Consider the following 16,175-nt stretch of genomic DNA (forward strand, 5'->3'; position numbering starts at 1 on the left):
CGCCTGGGTTCCACCGCCTTTCGGTCGTGAACCGCCTGCGAATTCCACCTCGGATCACCAGCTCCCCGTCGCCGGGCAACTCCGGAGAGTAATTGTGGCGTGCCGATGTGCGCGACATCCCTCACGAAGGGTTATGGTGGAAACCCCCCCTCGGGCCGGTCCGTATCCCCCCCACGGACCGGCCCGTTTTTTCATGTCCGCGGAGGGCGGGGTTCCGCGGCGCCGGGCGCACCCCGCTCACCCGCACCGCTCCCGTGGGGGTAGGCTGCCGCCCGCGGGGACCGCCACCGCACGGAGGGGCTGACATTCACGTGAACCTGCGCGACAAGCTGCGCGGCCTGCTGGTGAGGCTGTACGCGCGCCGGGTGGAAGGCCACCTGGACCACGCTCAGGTGCCCAAGCACATCGGCGTGATCATGGACGGCAACCGGCGCTGGGCGAAGGCCGCGGGCTCCACCACCGTGCACGGCCACCGGGCGGGCGCCGACAAGATCGAGGAGTTCCTCGGCTGGTGCTCCGAGACGGACGTCGGCGTCGTCACCCTCTGGCTGCTGTCCACGGACAACTTCGACCGCGCCGAGGAGGAGCTGGTCCCCCTTCTCGGCATCATCGAGGACGTCGTGCGCACCCTCGCCGCCGACGGCCGCTGGCGCGTGCACCACGTCGGCACCCCCGACCTCCTGCCGGCCGGCATGCAGCGCACGCTGAAGGAGGCCGAGGAGGCCACCGCCGACGTCGACGGGATACTCGTCAACGTCGCCATCGGCTACGGCGGCCGCCAGGAGATCGCCGACGCGGTCCGCTCGATGATCCTCGACGCCCGGGACAAGGGCGTCTCCATGGAGGACCTCGCCGAGTCCGTCGACATCGACATGATCGGCCGCCACCTCTACACCGGCGCCCAGCCCGACCCCGACCTCGTGATCCGCACCAGCGGCGAACAGCGGCTGTCCGGTTTCATGCTGTGGCAGACGGCGCACTCGGAGTACCACTTCTGCGACGTGTTCTGGCCCGCCTTCCGCAAGGTCGACTTCCTGCGCGCCCTGCGCGACTACGAGGCCCGGCACCGGCGTTTCGGCGGCTGACCCGGCACCGGCGCCACGGCGCCCGGCCCGGCCGCACGCCACGGCGGCCGAGCCGACCGCGCCACCGTCATGACGGCCGACCCGGCACCCGTCTTGCGGTGACCGGCCCGGCCGCCCCGCCGGCCGCCACCCGCACGACGGCCGTTTCCGGCCGTGCGCACCGGCCGCACCACGGCCGGCCGCCCCCGCGTACGGACCCCGCCGCACCTCCCCGTTCCCCCGTGGAAGTCCTCAGGACGCCCCGTCAGGAACGGAAGCAACAAGGAGTTCACCGGCGCGCCGCCTCGGGCCGTGGCATGGCGGCGCGTCTTCGAGGGCATAAACCAAGCAGGTCGACGCCCGAACCACGGGTGTCGGATCTCAGCGGACGGCACGGGGCCGTCCGCCCGGGAGGCCCTTTGCACCAGCTCGATCGTGCGGTCAGCGCGGACGCGGCGGAGGGCCGGTCTCCGGTCCGTGCAGACGGCCGGATTCCGGTCCAGCTCCACTCCGTCGCTCCCCGACCTCATCCGAGGGGGTACGTCCTTCCGTGGTGACCAGCACAAAGCGCCACAAGCCAGACCGGCGCACCTACGTTCTCGACACCAGCGTCCTGCTGGCCGACCCGCACGCCATGAACCGCTTCGACGAGCACGAGGTCGTGCTCCCCGTCGTCGTGGTCACCGAGCTGGAGGCCAAGCGGCACCATCCCGAACTCGGCTACTTCGCCCGGCAGGCCCTGCGCCTGCTCGACGACTACCGGGTGAAGCACGGCCGTCTCGACGCCCCCCTTCCGATCGGGGAGCTGGGCGGCACCCTCCGTGTCGAGCTCAACCACTCGGACCCCAGCGTGCTGCCCAGCGGCTACCGCCTGGGGGACAACGACTCCCGCATCCTCGCGGTCGCCCGCAACCTCCAGGCCGAGGGGTTCGACGTCACCGTCGTGTCGAAGGACCTCCCGCTGAGGATCAAGGCGTCCTCCGTCGGGCTGCTCGCCGAGGAGTACCGGGCCGAACTGGCCATCACCGACTCCTCCGGCTGGACCGGGATGTCGGAACTGACGCTCCCCGCCGAGCAGGTGGACATCCTCTTCGAGGAAGGACGGGTGTACGTCCCCGAAGCCTCCGAACTGCCCGTGCACACCGGCCTGACCATCCAGTCCGAGCGCGGCAAGGCGCTCGGCCGGGTCACGGCCGACGGCAGTGTGCGCCTGGTGCGCGGAGACCGGGAGGCGTTCGGCGTCAAGGGCCGCAGCGCCGAGCAGCGCATCGCGCTCGACCTGCTGCTCGACCCGGACGTCGGGATCGTGTCGATGGGCGGCCGGGCCGGCACCGGCAAGTCCGCGCTCGCGCTGTGCGCCGGCCTGGAGGCGGTCCTGGAGCGCCGCCAGCACCAGAAGGTGATGGTCTTCCGCCCGCTGTACGCGGTCGGCGGACAGGAACTGGGCTACCTGCCCGGCTCCGAGGCCGAGAAGATGAGCCCCTGGGCACAGGCGGTCTTCGACACGCTGTCCGCGGTCACCAGCCGCGAGGTCATCGAGGAGATCACCGCCCGCGGCATGCTCGAGGTCCTGCCGCTCACCCACATCCGCGGCCGCTCGCTGCACGACGCGTTCGTGATCGTGGACGAGGCCCAGTCGCTGGAGCGGAACGTCCTGCTGACCGTCCTGTCCCGGATCGGCGCCAATTCGCGGGTCGTCCTGACCCACGACGTGGCGCAGCGGGACAACCTCCGGGTCGGCCGTTACGACGGCGTCGTCGCCGTCGTGGAGAAACTGAAGGGGCATCCGCTTTTCGCGCACGTCACCCTGAACCGGTCCGAGAGGTCCCAGATCGCGGCCCTTGTGACCGAAATGCTGGAGGACGGTCACATCTGACCGGCCCTCCCCCGTTTCGCGGGCCCCGTCGGACAGTCGGCGCCGCTCGACAAAGGCTGTGAGCCTAGTCGGGCGGCGCCCTCGTGCGGGGGCGAACGAGGAAACAGCCAGGACGAAACGGGATGTGAGCTTTCACACGCAACTCGGAATTGCCACCCGGTATCGGGTTGCGGCAGAGTCTCCATCCTGTCAGGCCCCGCATACGACACACCCGTATTCCTGAGTACCTTCCGCGCCGTTTCAGGCGGCGGGGGAGGTACGGCACCGCGTCAACTCCATAGCTTCGTCGTATGCCGCCCGAGCACCACGCGGCGCTCCCGAGCAGGGAGTTGCCCACCGGGCCCGTGCCTCCCGTGACCCCGCAGTTGGGAGGCCAGTGTTCAGGGGCACGATCGCGTCCGCCAGGGTCACCGAAGCGGGCGATGCTGGAAGGAAACCGTGTGAGCCGGATCTCGGTCCGGGGATTCGCAGTGGCCTCGGCCACCGCGGTCACCGCCGTCGGAAGCGTGGTCGGTGTTGCCTCGGGCAGCATCGCGCAGCCCAACGACGCGGAAGCGACGGCAAGCGACGCGACGACGCTCCTCGCTGACATCCCCGCGGGCCAGCAGGCCCAGGTGCAGACCGCTTCCCTGACGCAGCAGGCCAGTGTCCAGGCCATCGCCGCGGACGAGAGCGCCAAGAAGGACGCTGAGGAAGCGGCCCGCAAGGCCGCCGCCAAGACCGCGATCGCGAAGAAGGAGGCCGCCGAGAAGGCGGCCGAGAAGGCAGCGGCGGACGCGAAGGAACGCGCCGAGGTCAAGGCCGCCGCGAGCCGCAGCTCCGCCGACTTCCCCGTCCAGAGCTCGTACTCGATCGCCCAGATCCAGGCGATGGCACAGCAGATGGTGCCCAGCGGTCAGTACCAGTGCTTCAGCAACATCGTGGACCACGAGTCCAGCTGGAACTACCGTGCCGTCAACGCCTCCTCCGGCGCCTACGGCCTCTTCCAGGCGCTGCCCGCCGGCAAGTACGCCTCCGCGGGCGCCGACTGGCAGACCAACCCGGCCACCCAGATCAAGTGGGGGCTGAACTACATGAACGAGCGCTACGGCAGCCCGTGCGACGCCTGGTCGTTCTGGCAGGCCAACCACTGGTACTAGGCCGTACGCCGCCGCCCGCCCGCGGCACCCGCTCAACCCCGCGCAGCCCCTCCCCGTCCTAGGGGGAGGGGCTTTCGCCCTGTACGGTCGATGCCGACGACTCCAGGGGTGAGTGGTGGGGAGAGACGGGGGAAGAAGGCGCATCATGTCGAGAGTGCCAGGGTGGCTCGGCCGGCTCGGTGCCGGTCTGACCGAGATGGGTGAGCGGCTCGACGAACGTCGGGCCGAGGCGGACCGGGAGAGCGGCGCCGGGCCCGAACCGGCCCTGCCCGGGACGCCGGTGCCACCCGGGACGCCGGCGGTGTCCGCCGGGGAACCGGCGCCGCCCGCGCCGCGCCCCGACCCGGCCCAGGTGGTGCCGTGGGGCGTCCGGGTCGCCGCCGAGGCGGGCTGGCGGCTGCTGGTGCTCGCCGGGACCGTCTGGGTCCTGATGAAGGTCATCACCGCCGTCCAACTGGTCGTGCTGGCCTTCGTGGTGTCCCTGCTGCTGACCGCACTCCTCGAGCCCACCGTGGCCCGGCTGAAGCGGCTGGGCGTCCCCGGCGGGCCCGCGACCGCGCTGACGGCGATCCTCGGGTTCGTCGTCATCGGTCTGATGGGCTGGTTCGTGACCTGGCAGGTCATGGAGAACATCGACAACCTCTCCGACCAGGTCCAGGACGGCATCGACGACCTCCGCCGCTGGCTCCTCAACAGCCCCTTCCACGTCACCGACAAGCAGATCAACGGGATCGCCAAGAACCTGCGCGAGGCCGTCGGCGCCAACACCGACGAGATCACCTCCGCGGGCCTGGAGGGCGTCACCGTCGTCGTGGAGGCCCTCACCGGCATCCTGCTGTCGTTCTTCTCGACGCTGTTCCTGCTCTACGACGGCAAGCGCATCTGGCAGTGGACCCTCAAGCTGGTCCCCGCCGCGGCCCGGCCGGGTGTCGCGGGCGCCGGCCCGCGGGCCTGGGCGACGCTCACGGCGTACGTGCGCGGCACGGTGGTGGTGGCGTTGATCGACGCCGTCTTCATCGGCCTCGGCATCTACTTCCTCGACGTGCCCATGGCCGTGCCGCTGGCCGTCTTCATCTTCCTGTTCTCCTTCATCCCGCTGGTCGGCGCGGTCGCCTCCGGGGCACTCGCCGTCGTCGTCGCCCTGGTCACCCAGGGCGTGTTCACCGCGGTGATGACGCTGGCGGTCGTGCTGGCCGTGCAGCAGATCGAGGGCCACATCCTCCAGCCGTTCATCCTCGGCCGCGCCGTGCGCGTCCACCCGCTCGCGGTGGTCCTCGCGGTCGCCTCCGGCGGCATGGTCGCCGGCATCGGCGGCGCGGTGGTCGCCGTACCGCTCGTGGCGGTGACGAACACGGTGGTGGGCTACCTGCACGCCTACTCGCGCGAACCGGCCCTGCGGACGGCCCCGCAGCCCAGGGGCGCCACCGCGGCCGACGTGGCTCCGGTCCAGCCGGTCCAGCCGGTCCGGTGGGCCCCCGGTGACGGCCCGGCCGGGACCGTCCGGGCCGACGGCGAGGGCCCGGTGACGGCGGCCCCCGGCGACGGGAAAGGACAGGGCCCCGCCCACCCCGAGGGGTGAACGGGGCCCGGGGCCCGGCCCGCCGTCACTCGGCGAGGACGGCCTCCGTGTCGAGGGTGACACCGACCGCCTGGATCACCGAGGCGATCTTGAACGCCTCCTGGATCACCTCGCGCTCGAGGCCCGCCTTGCGCAGCACCTGCTCGTGCGAGTCCAGGCACATCCCGCAGCCGTTGATCGCGGACACCGCGAACGACCACAGCTCGAAGTCGACCTTGTCGACCCCGGGGTTGCCGATCACGTTCATCCGCAGCCCGGCCCGCAGGTTGCCGTACTCGTGGTCCGACAGCAGGTGGCGGGTGCGGTAGAAGACGTTGTTCATCGCCATGATCGCGGCAGCCGACTTCGCCGCCGCGTACGCCTCGGGCGAGAGGTTCGCCTTCGCCTCCGGCGCCAGCTCGCGCAGCACGATCGGGGAGCGCGAGGCGATCGCGGTCGCCAGCACGGTGCCCCACAACTGCTGGGCGGGCAGGTCGGAGTTGCCGATGACCGAGCCGAGGTTGAGCTTCAGGTCCTTGGCGTAGTCCGGTATCGCGGACTTCAGGGTGTCGAGCGACATCTCAGGTCACTCCCCGGCCAGCAGCTTGACCGGGTCGAGGGTGTCCTCGCCCTTGGTCCAGTTGCACGGGCACAGCTCGTCGGTCTGCAGGGCGTCCAGGACCCGCAGGACCTCCTTGGGGTTGCGGCCGACGGAGCCCGCGGTGACCATCGTGAACTGGATCTCACGGTTGGGGTCGACGATGAAGACGGCGCGCTGGGCGAAGCCGTCCTCGCCCTCGATGCCGAGGTCCCGCATCAGCTCGTGCTTGGAGTCCGCCAGCATCGGGAACGGCAGGTCGGTCAGGTCCGGGTGGTCCTTGCGCCAGGCGTGGTGCACGAACTCGGAGTCTCCGGAGAAGCCCAGGATCTGCGCGTCGCGGTCGGCGAACTCGTCGTTCAGCTTGCCGAACGCGGCGATCTCGGTCGGGCACACGAAGGTGAAGTCCTTGGGCCACGCGAACACGACCAGCCACTTGCCCTCGTAGGACTTGTGGTGGATCTGCTCGAACTCCGCACCCTTCTCCAGCGAGACGCAGGCGGTGAGTTCGAACTCGGGGAACTTGTCACCAACAGTGAGCACAGGCTCTCCTTGCAGCGAGGAGGCGTCCGGATCGCGGACACTTCCCATGGGTTGGACGAGCCTGATGCTGGCACAGGGTGCATTGATTGCAGAAATCGCTACACTCGGTCGGGTTGATCGGGGGTGGTTATCAGTGACCACGGGTAACGGCGGCACCAGGAGACGGCTGCCCAGTCTGGCGCAGCTGCGGGCCTTCGAGGCCGTCGCCGAGCACCTGCACTTCCGGGACGCGGCCGCGGCCCTCGGCATGAGCCAGCCCGCCCTGTCCGGTGCCGTCGCCGCGCTGGAGGAGATCCTCGGCGTGACCCTGCTGGAGCGTACGACGCGCAAGGTGCTGCTCTCCCCGGCCGGTGAGCGTCTCGCCGTACGGGCCAGGGCGGTGCTGGCCGAGGTCGGGGCGCTGATGGAGGAGGCGGAGGCGGTGCGGGCGCCGTTCACCGGGGTGCTGCGGCTCGGGGTCATCCCCACCGTCGCGCCCTACCTCCTGCCCACCGTCCTGCGCCTGGTCCACGACCGCTACCCGGCGCTCGACCTCCAGGTCCACGAGGAACAGACGGCCAGCCTGGTCGACGGACTGCACACCGGCCGCCTCGACCTGCTGCTGCTCGCCGTCCCCCTCGGCGTGCCCGGTGTCACCGAACTCCCCCTCTTCGACGAGGACTTCGTACTCGTCACCCCGCTCGGCCACCGGCTGGGCGGACGCGCGGGCATCCCGCGCGAGGCCCTCAAGGAGCTGAACCTGCTGCTCCTCGACGAGGGCCACTGCCTGCGCGACCAGGCCCTGGACATCTGCCGGGAGGCCGGCCGCGAGGACGCCCCGGTGACCACCACGGCCGCCGGGCTCTCCACCCTGGTCCAGCTCGTCGCCGGCGGCCTGGGCTGCACCCTGCTGCCGCGCACCGCCGTCACCGTCGAGACCAGCCGCAGCACCCAGCTCCTCACCGGCCGCTTCGCCGCCCCCGCCCCCACCCGCCGGATCGCCCTCGCCATGCGCTCCGGCGCGGCCCGCGGCGCCGAGTACGCCGAGCTGGCGGACTCCCTGCGGGAGGCGCTGGCGCCGCTGCCGGTACGCGTCCTCGGGTCGGACGCCTGACGGACCCCGCCGGCCGCCTGAGGACCCTGCCGGGCACCTGACGGACCCCGCCGGACGCCGTCGCGTCCCGTCCCGCCGGGCACCCCCGCGTCCCGCCGGGCGCGGCTTCGCCCCGTCCCGCCGGGCACCCTCGCGCCCGGCGGGACGGGGCACCCGTCGCGCTTCATCCGTCGTGCGTCACCCGGTGCGCCTCAGCGCGCGCCTGCGCGCCCCTGCGCGCGCCTCACTCCGCGCGCAGGCCGTCCGGCCGCATCAGCCGCAGCAGCGGCGGCAGGCTCAGCAGCGTCACCCCGAGGACGACCGCGGCACCGGAGGCGGTCATCGCCAGCACGCTCCCCCAGTCGACGCTCACCGGCGTGCCCGTCATCCGCAGCAGCACCCCGCCCAGCGTGATGCCCACCACCGAGGCCAGCAGCAGACCGAGCCCGACCGGGATCGCCGTCTGCCACAGCACCGACAGGCTCAGCGTGCGGCGGCGGGTGCCGAAGGCGACCAGCGCGGACAGCAGCTTGCGGCGTTCGCGCAACTGCTCCAGCTGCGACACCAGCAGGCTCGCGCCGATCAGCACCAGCACGCAGACGGCGCCGACGAGCAGCCCGGTGCGGATGGAGGTGAACTTCTCGTCCTCCTTCGTGGCGTACCAGTCCACCGAGCGGGCCAGCGGATCCACGTGGAAGGCCGTGTTGCGGGCGTGGTCGTACGCGTCGGGCACGGACGCGTCGAACGAGAGGTACAGCTGCCCGCTGACCAGCCCCTCGGCCGCCTCGGGCAGGGCGCTCGGCGTCAGCAGGAAGCCTCCGCGCTCCCAGGCGGTGAGGCCCTTGAGCGACTGGACCGCGGTGACGCCCGCGGGGACGGTCCAGACGGCCTCCCGGCTGCCCTCCGAGGTGGACTGCTCGAGGTACAGCTTCTTGCCGGGCTTGTTCAACTGCGGCCCCTCCACCGCCTCCTCGGCTCCGTCGACCACGAAGACGTCCCCGTCCTCGCACGAGGGAAGCTTCGCCAGCTCGCGCAGATCCCGGCAGTCGCCCACGGTCAGCGCCGTGCTCAGGCTCGGGCCGCTCTCGCTGTTCCAGGAGGAGTCGCCCAGGTAGCCCTCCCACAGGGCCGTGACCTTGCGGACGCCCTCGGTGTCGGCGAACTTCCGGGCGGTCCCGGCCAGGGGGGCGCCGTCCGGCACCGCGACCTGCATCTGCGCCCGGGCGACGTCCTGACCGGTGGCCTCGCTGTAGTCGTCGTCCACGCCCGCGAACAGCATCTGCAGCGCGATCGCCCCGGCGACCGCCACCGCGATGCCGTTGACCATCCGGGCCGCCGTGCCGCTGCTCAACTGCAGCCTCCGTACGGCCAGTTGCCAGGCGACGCCGCCGGTGCCGAGACGGCCGACGACCGTCTCCACCAGCCACGGCAGCAGTGCGGTGACGCCGACGAGCAGCAGCAGCACGCCGCCGGTCACCAGGTACTGGTTGAAGTCCCCGTTCTCGCGGCCCTGTCCGATCATCGGGTAGAGCAGCGCGAGGCCGGCCACCGGCATCAGCAGCCGCCACCACAGCCGCCGCCGTGCGGGCCTGGCCGTGCGCACCACGCCGAGGGGTTCGATCACCACGCCCCGCAGCGCGAAGAGGGTGACCAGGACCGCGGCCGCCGGCACCGCCAGCACGATCAGGGCGGCCAGCGCGGGGGAGGGGTCGAGGTAACTGGGCCAGACGCTGATGCCCACCACCTCGACCGAACCGGCCGCCTGACGGCCGATCAGGAAGAAGACCGCGCCGAGGACCAGGCCCAGCAGCGAGCCGGCCATCGCCTCGCCCGCCGCGATGCGCCGCGTCATCCGCCCGTCGCTGCCGATCAGCCTGAGGGCCGCGAGCCTGCGGTCGCGCCGCTCGCCGCCGAACCGCACGGCCGCGGCGATGAACACGGCCACCGGCATCAGCAGCACCACGATGACGACGAGGACGAGCAGGAGCAGCACCGGGTCGGTCTCCTCCTCCGTCGGCTCGGGGTTCCCGAACTCCTTCAGCCGGACCGCCCCCACGCTGTCGTCGAGGTGCGCGGCGAGTCCGGAGGCGCCCGTGTAGTAGGCGAGTTCCTGGGAGCCGATCAGCCCGGCCTCCCCGATCGTCCCGACGACGCGGTACGGCAGCCGCTCCCGCAGCAGCGCCGAGCCGTCGGAGGCGAGCAGCTTCCTCAGCGCGGGCGAGACCACCATGTCGCCCTTCGCCGGGAACCGGCTCACGCCGGGCGGCAGCGGGGCCCGGGCCCCTTCCGGTTCCACGATCCGGCCGCGTACGTCCTTGTCGCGGAACGTCGTGTCGGAGTCGGCGATCAGCAGGGTGTCGTCGCCCCTGGCCGGCTGGGTCGCCCCGAACGGCCAGTCGAGCCGGGCGTCCTCACGGTCGTGGCGCACCGCGAGGGCGTTCGGCACCGCGGTCATCAGCAGCAGGACGGCGACGCCGAGCCCGACGCCCACCGCCGTCAGCACGGCACGGATCCACCCCTCCCGTCCGCCCGCGAAGGCGAACCGGATCCCCAGGGCCAGGTCGCGGCCCCACTGGCGCAGGCTCATACGATCCGCTCCATGTCCCGCGACTTCCCGTCCCGTACGACGATCTCGCGGTCGGAGTACGCCGCCACCCGCGCCTCGTGCGTGACCAGCACCACGGCCGTGTTGGCGGACCGGGCCGCCTCGGTGAGCAGCTCCATCACGCGCTCGCCGTTGAGCGAGTCCAGCGCGCCGGTCGGCTCGTCGGCGAAGATCACCCGCGGGCCGGTCACCAGCGACCGTGCCACGGCCACCCGCTGGCCCTGACCGCCGGACACCTCGCCGGGCCGCTTGCCCTTCAGGTCGTCGACCTCCAGCCGCTCCATCCACGCCAGGGCGGTCCGCTCGGCCTGCTTGCGCGGGGCGCCGTTCAGCCTGAGCGGCAGCGCCACGTTCTCCACGCAGGTCAGTTCCGGCACGAGCTGCCCGAACTGGAACACGAACCCGAACTCCGAGCGGCGCAGCGCGCTGCGCCGGGCGTCGTTCATCGTCGCCAGCTCCTGCCCGTCGTACGTGACCGACCCGGAGTCGGGCGGCACGATCCCGGCGAGGCAGTGCAGCAGCGTGGACTTGCCGGACCCGGAGGGACCCATGACGGCGACGACCTCGCCGGGGTGGATGGAGAACCCGGCGCCGTCCAGGGCGAGCGTCGGGCCGTAGGCCTTGCGGAGGTCCCGCGCGGCGAGCAGCGAACCGGCGGGGGCGCTCACGCGGTCACCGCCTCTCGCAGCCGGTCGAGACGCGCGGCCGTCAGTTCCAGCCAGCGCAGGTCCGCCTCCAGGTGGAACAGGGCGTGGTCGCAGATCAGCTGGTCGGCGAGATCGCCCCCGCGCTTGCGGTCGGTGAGGATGCGCATGCTGCGCAGGTGCTCGGAACGCTGCGTGTCGAGGATGTCGGCCGCGTCGCGGTGCGTGAGCAGCGCGAGGACGACCTTGGTGTAGAGCGTCGACTGGAGGTACGGCTCGGGCTTCTCGGGCGTGGCGAGCCAGCGGGCGACGTCGGTGATCCCGGCGTCGGTGATGGCGTACCGCTTGCGCTCGGGGCCGCCGCCGGCCTCGATGCCGTCGACCTCGACCAGGCCGTTCTTCAGCAGCCGGGACATCGTCGAATAGACCTGGCCGTAGTGCAGCGGCCGGTCGTGACCGAACTTCTCGTCGAAGGCCCGCTTGAGGTCGTAGCCGTGGCGGGGCCCGGACTCCAGGAGTCCCAGGAGGGTGTGACCGATGGACATGGGGAAGACTGTACACACGGTGTATACGCGGTGTGTATACACGGAGTGCCGAGACGGTGGCGGGCCGTGCGGCGGTGCAGGTGAGGGCCGATTGTCACAGGTTCGCCACAGGGGGGGCGGCTCCCGCGATCCGCCCCGGAGATTCCGCCCGCGGACGCGTGGGCGCGGCCGGCCGTACGGGCCCGTCCTTGCCCGTGCCGACCCGTGTCGACCCGTCCCTGCCGGTCCCTGCCGGTCCCTGCCTGTCCGGCGCTCCAGGGCGAGGCCGTTCAGGCGGACGGGGGGCCGGGAGCCCTGCCCCGGGGGCCGGGTGAGCCGGGAGTGGAATTGCCGGGGCCGGGAGAACCAGGGGCGGAATCCCCAGGGCCGGGAGAGCCGGGGGTTGCGCCCCCCGGGCCGAGAGGGCCAGCACCGGGGCCGGAACCCCCGGGTGCGGGAGAACCGGGGCCGGAACCGCCGGAACCGCCGGAACCGCCGGTGCCGGGGGGCCGCCCCCGCCGGGGCATCGGCCCGGTCTCCCCGGGCAGCCTGCCCGCCTCCTTCAGCGCCCTCCGCAGCAGGAACTCGATCTGCGCGTTCGCCGACCGCAGCTCGTCGGAGGCCCACCGCGCCAGCGCGTCGTACACCAGCGGATCGAGCCGCAGCAGCACCTGCTTGCGCTGCTGCGGCCGACGCCGGGGGGCGGCCCCCTCCTCGGGCGGGGTCACTGGTAGAGCGTCCCCGTGTTCAGCACCGGCTGCGGTGCCCGGTCCCCGCACAGCACCACCATCAGGTTGGACACCATCGCCGCCTTCCGCTCCTCGTCCAGTTCCACGATGCCCTGCTCGGCGATCCGGCCGAGTGCCGCCTCCACCATGCCGACCGCGCCGTCCACGATCTCGCGCCGCGCCGCGACCACCGCGCCGGCCTGCTGCCGCTGGAGCATCGCGGAGGCGATCTCCGGAGCGTAGGCGAGGTGCGTGAAGCGGGACTCGATGATCCGCACGCCGGCGGCCGCCACGCGCGCGTGCAGCTCGACGGCGAGCTTCTCGGTGATCTCCTCGGCGTTGCCGCGCAGCGAGAGCCCGTCCTCCTCGTGGGCGTCGTAGGGGTACTCGATGGCTATGTGCCGGACCGCGGCCTCGGTCTGGGTGGAGACGAACTCCACGAAGTCGTCCACCTCGAAGGAGGCCTGCGCGGTGTCCTGCACCTTCCACACGACGACCGCGGCCAGTTCGATGGGGTTGCCGTAGGCGTCGTTGACCTTGAGGACGGCGGTCTCGTGGTTGCGGACGCGGGTCGAGATCTTCTCGCGGGAGGTGAAGGGGTTCACCCAGCGCAGTCCGTCCTCGCGGATGGTCCCCCGGTAGCGCCCGAACAGCTGCACCACGCGGGCCTCGCCCGGTGCCACCGTGTTCAGCCCGCACATCGCGAGGAACGCGGCGAGCGCGACGAGGACGCCGCCGGTGATCAGCGCGGCCCTGCCGCCGGTCGCGGTCACGGTGGTGGCGGCGGCGACCATCGCGGCGCCGGCCGCCAGTCCGGCCAGGCCGGACAGCAGCGCGAGGCCGCCGCCGACGCTGCGGGCCGGGAACTCGCGCACCCGCGGGGCGGGCATCTCGGGCAGGTCGGCGGTGGCCGACGGGTCGTGCGCGGACTCGTTCGCGGACATGGGTCCCCCGTTTCCCGCGGGCGGCCGGGCCGGTGCTCCGGCGGCCGTCCGCGGATCGTCTGTGGATCGGTTGCGGTCTATCTAAGTGATATCACTTTATCGTGTCATGGCAACCCTGGGCCGCTCCCGGACGTCGGTTCCGGTGGAACGGTGTGCCGGTTCCCTCGGCGGGGGTGCTGATTCTCACGCCCCCGCAGGGCCGGATCGAGACCCGTTTGTCACAGAGAGCGGTGTTAGCTTTCTGAGCTGACCTGCCTCCGGGCACTGGTGCGACTGCCGAGTAGGAAGCGGAGCGAGCGGACTCATGGGACGAGCGGAAGACAGACGAGCGCGACAGCGTGGTGGTCGTCGCGCGGCGCCCGGGAACCGCTCGTCGCGGACGGCGGCCCCCGAGCCGCGCACCGGGACGCGCACCGAGCCGGTGACGTCGGAACGGGACACGGCGCACGCCGCGGTAGGCGGGCGCGCGGCGGCCCGCCGCGGCGCGGGGAAGGGCGGCAAGGGGGCCGGGGGCGGCAAGGGCCGCATACGCCGCCTGTTCACCTGGAGGAAGATGCTCGGCGGGTTCCTGGGCTTCTGCGTGCTCGTCATCGGCGCCTTCATCGTCCTCTACATGACGACACCGATCCCGGACACCGCGAACGCCGACGCCGAGCTCCAGAGCAACGTCTACAAGTACGGCGACGGCACCCTGCTGGCCCGCGACGGCAAGCTCAACCGCGAGAACGTCGACCTCGCCGACGTCCCCAAGGAAGTCCAGCACGCCTTCGTCGCCGCCGAGAACAAGAGCTTCTACGACGACGCCGGCGTCGACCTGAAGGGCACCGCGCGCGGTGTCCTCAACACGGTCATGGGCAAGGGCGCCCAGGGCGGTTCGACGATCACGCAGCAGTACGTCAAGAACTACTACCTGACCCAGGAACAGACGGTCACCCGCAAGCTCAAGGAACTGGTCATCTCCCTCAAGCTGGACCGGGAGAAGTCCAAGGAGTACATCCTGGCCGGCTACATCAACTCCAGCTACTACGGCCGCGGCGCCTACGGCATCCAGGCGGCGGCCCAGGCCTACTACCGCGTCGACGCCGACCAGCTCACCGTCCCCCAGGGCGCCTACCTCGCGGCCCTGCTCCAGGCCCCCAGCCAGTACGACTGGACCGCCGCCTCCGACACCGGCAGGAGACTGGTCAAGCAGCGCTGGAACTACGTCCTCGACAACATGGTCGGGGAGGACTGGCTCGACAGGACCGAACGCGACGCCATGCAGTTCCCGGTCCCCGAGGAGCCCAAGCCCGCCCCCGGCCAGGAGGGCCAGGTCGGCTACCTGGTGAAGGCGGCCAACAGCGAACTGGAGAGGCAGCTCCTCGCCCAGGGCGTCGCCGACAGCGGCCAGGAGGCCGAGGCGATGGTCAGCGCCGGCGGCTGGAACATCACCCTCAACGTCGAGAAGAAGAAGCAGAAGGCGCTGGAGAAGGCCGTCAAGGAACAGCTGACCAGCAAGCTGGACGCGAAGAAGCGCCCGGTCGACGCCGACATCCAGGCGGGCGCCGTCTCCGTGAACCCGAAGACCGGCGCGGTCGTGGCGATGTACGGCGGTGTGGACTACGTCAAGCACTACACCAACAACGCCACCCGCACCGACTACCAGCCCGCCTCCACCTTCAAGCCGGTGATCCTGGCCGCCGCCCTGGACCAGGGCGCGGTGACCCAGGACGACCAGAAGATCAGCGTGAACACGGTCTACGACGGCACCAGCAAGCGCCCCGTCGTCGGCAGCGACATCGGCTTCGCCCCGGAGAACGAGGACGACGTCGACTACGGGGACGTCACCGTCCAGACCGCGATGAACAAGTCCGTCAACTCCGTCTTCGCCCAGCTGGGCGTCGACGTCGGCATGGACAAGGTCCTCAAGACCGCCTCCGACCTCGGCATGGACACCACCGACCTGAAGGCCGTGCCCGCCCAGACCCTCGGCACCATGGGCGCGAGCCCGCTGCAGATGGCCGGCGTCTACGCGACCCTCGACAACCACGGCAGGAAGGTCACCCCGGCGCTCATCAAGTCGGCGGAGAACAGCGTCCACGCGGTGCAGCCGGCCGACCCGATCGGCGGCCAGGTCATCAGCCGCGAGGCCGCCGACACGGTCACCTCGGTGCTCACCGGCGTGGTCGACGACGGCACGGCCCAGAAGTCCGTGCGGGACAACCCCCTGCGCAACGGCCAGAAGGTCGCGGGCAAGACAGGCACCTCCGACGACAACAAGTCGGCCTGGTTCACCGCCTACACGCCCGACCTGGTCACCTCGGTCGGCCTGTTCGGCGAGTCCGCCGAGCCGCCGCACCCCCAGGTCACCATGACCGGCGCCACCGGCCTGCTCCCCGGCAAGGGCCGCGTCAACGGCGGCGGCTACCCGGCGCAGATCTGGGCGGCGTACACCTTCGGGGTCTCCAAGAAGGTCAGCAGGTTCGACCTGGAGACCGACCAGGGCGCGGCGGTCCAGCCGAGCGTCACGGCGAGCCCCTCGCCGTCGCCGTCGCCGGAGCCGTCGGAGGAACCGGCCACGGAGTCCCCGTCCGGCGAGCCGTCGAAGACGCGGGAACCGTCGCAGACGCCGACCACGCGGGAACCGTCACAGACGCCGACGACCTCGCAGACCCCGTCGCAGACCCCGACCACGGAGACGCCGACGACCGGCGCACCCCAGGACCCGCTGGACCCGCAGCTCGGCAGCGGCAGCGGCACCGGCAGCCAGTAGCGGAACGGGTGCGACGGAGGGGGGGGCGCGCGCCCCCGCCCCGGGCCCCCCCCCCGGCCCCCCCCCCCCCCCCCGGGGCGCCGCCGCCCCCCCCCCCGCCGGGGTCATCGCCGCCGGGGTGACAACGA

At 71.9% G+C, this 16,175-nt stretch carries 12 protein-coding genes and 1 pseudogene; 6 read left to right on the plus strand and 7 right to left on the minus strand.

Going from position 1 to position 16,175, the window contains the following annotated elements:
- The first annotated feature begins 311 nt into the window (after positions 1 to 311).
- From ACF09K_RS03035 to ACF09K_RS03050, 4 genes are all read left to right on the plus strand, one after another.
- Entirely contained in the window at positions 312 to 1,085 is a 774-nt protein-coding gene (locus tag ACF09K_RS03035; RefSeq protein ID WP_392240703.1) for an isoprenyl transferase, read from the plus strand.
- A gap of 529 nt (positions 1,086 to 1,614) precedes the next feature.
- Complete coding sequence (locus tag ACF09K_RS03040; protein WP_392240704.1) at positions 1,615 to 2,940, plus strand: PhoH family protein; 1,326 nt, start codon at positions 1,615 to 1,617, stop codon at positions 2,938 to 2,940.
- 440 nt (positions 2,941 to 3,380) lie between these two features.
- Complete coding sequence (locus ACF09K_RS03045) at positions 3,381 to 4,079, plus strand: transglycosylase SLT domain-containing protein (RefSeq protein WP_392240705.1); 699 nt, start codon at positions 3,381 to 3,383, stop codon at positions 4,077 to 4,079.
- Positions 4,080 to 4,224: 145 nt separating this feature from the next.
- Positions 4,225 to 5,658, plus strand: coding sequence for an AI-2E family transporter (locus ACF09K_RS03050; RefSeq protein ID WP_392240706.1), 1,434 nt, complete (start codon positions 4,225 to 4,227; stop codon positions 5,656 to 5,658).
- A gap of 25 nt (positions 5,659 to 5,683) precedes the next feature.
- Here the strand turns inward: ACF09K_RS03050 and ACF09K_RS03055 are convergent, their stop codons facing one another.
- Positions 5,684 to 6,217: an alkyl hydroperoxide reductase gene (locus ACF09K_RS03055; RefSeq protein ID WP_392240707.1), complete on the minus strand. Its 534-nt coding sequence runs from the start codon at positions 6,215 to 6,217 to the stop codon at positions 5,684 to 5,686.
- A gap of 6 nt (positions 6,218 to 6,223) precedes the next feature.
- Positions 6,224 to 6,778, minus strand: coding sequence for a peroxiredoxin (locus ACF09K_RS03060; RefSeq protein ID WP_363092585.1), 555 nt, complete (start codon positions 6,776 to 6,778; stop codon positions 6,224 to 6,226).
- A gap of 133 nt (positions 6,779 to 6,911) precedes the next feature.
- Between ACF09K_RS03060 and ACF09K_RS03065 the strand changes: the two genes are divergently transcribed.
- Positions 6,912 to 7,871, plus strand: a complete 960-nt coding sequence (locus ACF09K_RS03065) for a hydrogen peroxide-inducible genes activator (protein ID WP_392240708.1) — start codon at positions 6,912 to 6,914, stop codon at positions 7,869 to 7,871.
- Between the two features lie 223 nt (positions 7,872 to 8,094).
- Here the strand turns inward: ACF09K_RS03065 and ACF09K_RS03070 are convergent, their stop codons facing one another.
- The 5 genes and pseudogenes from ACF09K_RS03070 to ACF09K_RS03090 form a co-directional block, all read right to left on the minus strand.
- Positions 8,095 to 10,437: an FtsX-like permease family protein gene (locus ACF09K_RS03070; protein WP_392240709.1), complete on the minus strand. Its 2,343-nt coding sequence runs from the start codon at positions 10,435 to 10,437 to the stop codon at positions 8,095 to 8,097.
- Complete coding sequence (locus tag ACF09K_RS03075; RefSeq protein WP_392240710.1) at positions 10,434 to 11,123, minus strand: ABC transporter ATP-binding protein; 690 nt, start codon at positions 11,121 to 11,123, stop codon at positions 10,434 to 10,436. The genes ACF09K_RS03070 and ACF09K_RS03075 overlap by 4 nt, the downstream gene beginning before the upstream one ends.
- Entirely contained in the window at positions 11,120 to 11,644 is a 525-nt protein-coding gene (locus ACF09K_RS03080; RefSeq protein WP_392240711.1) for a PadR family transcriptional regulator, read from the minus strand. Before ACF09K_RS03080 ends, ACF09K_RS03075 begins: the two co-directional genes overlap by 4 nt.
- A 470-nt stretch (positions 11,645 to 12,114) precedes the next feature.
- Positions 12,115 to 12,402 (minus strand): annotated as a pseudogene (locus ACF09K_RS03085) (hypothetical protein); the annotation flags it as partial.
- Positions 12,348 to 13,295 carry an SPFH domain-containing protein gene (locus ACF09K_RS03090; protein WP_392240712.1) on the minus strand — a complete coding sequence of 316 codons (948 nt, stop codon included), beginning with the start codon at positions 13,293 to 13,295 and terminating at the stop codon, positions 12,348 to 12,350. The pseudogene ACF09K_RS03085 and the gene ACF09K_RS03090, both read right to left, overlap by 55 nt.
- 304 nt (positions 13,296 to 13,599) lie before the next feature.
- Here ACF09K_RS03090 and ACF09K_RS03095 point away from each other — a divergent pair, with 304 nt between their 5' ends.
- Positions 13,600 to 16,047, plus strand: coding sequence for a transglycosylase domain-containing protein (locus ACF09K_RS03095; protein WP_392240713.1), 2,448 nt, complete (start codon positions 13,600 to 13,602; stop codon positions 16,045 to 16,047).
- The last annotated feature ends 128 nt before the right edge of the window (positions 16,048 to 16,175 follow it).

Origin of the sequence: Streptomyces sp. NPDC014882, assembly GCF_043081325.1 — a bacterium.
GTDB lineage: Bacteria > Actinomycetota > Actinomycetes > Streptomycetales > Streptomycetaceae > Streptomyces.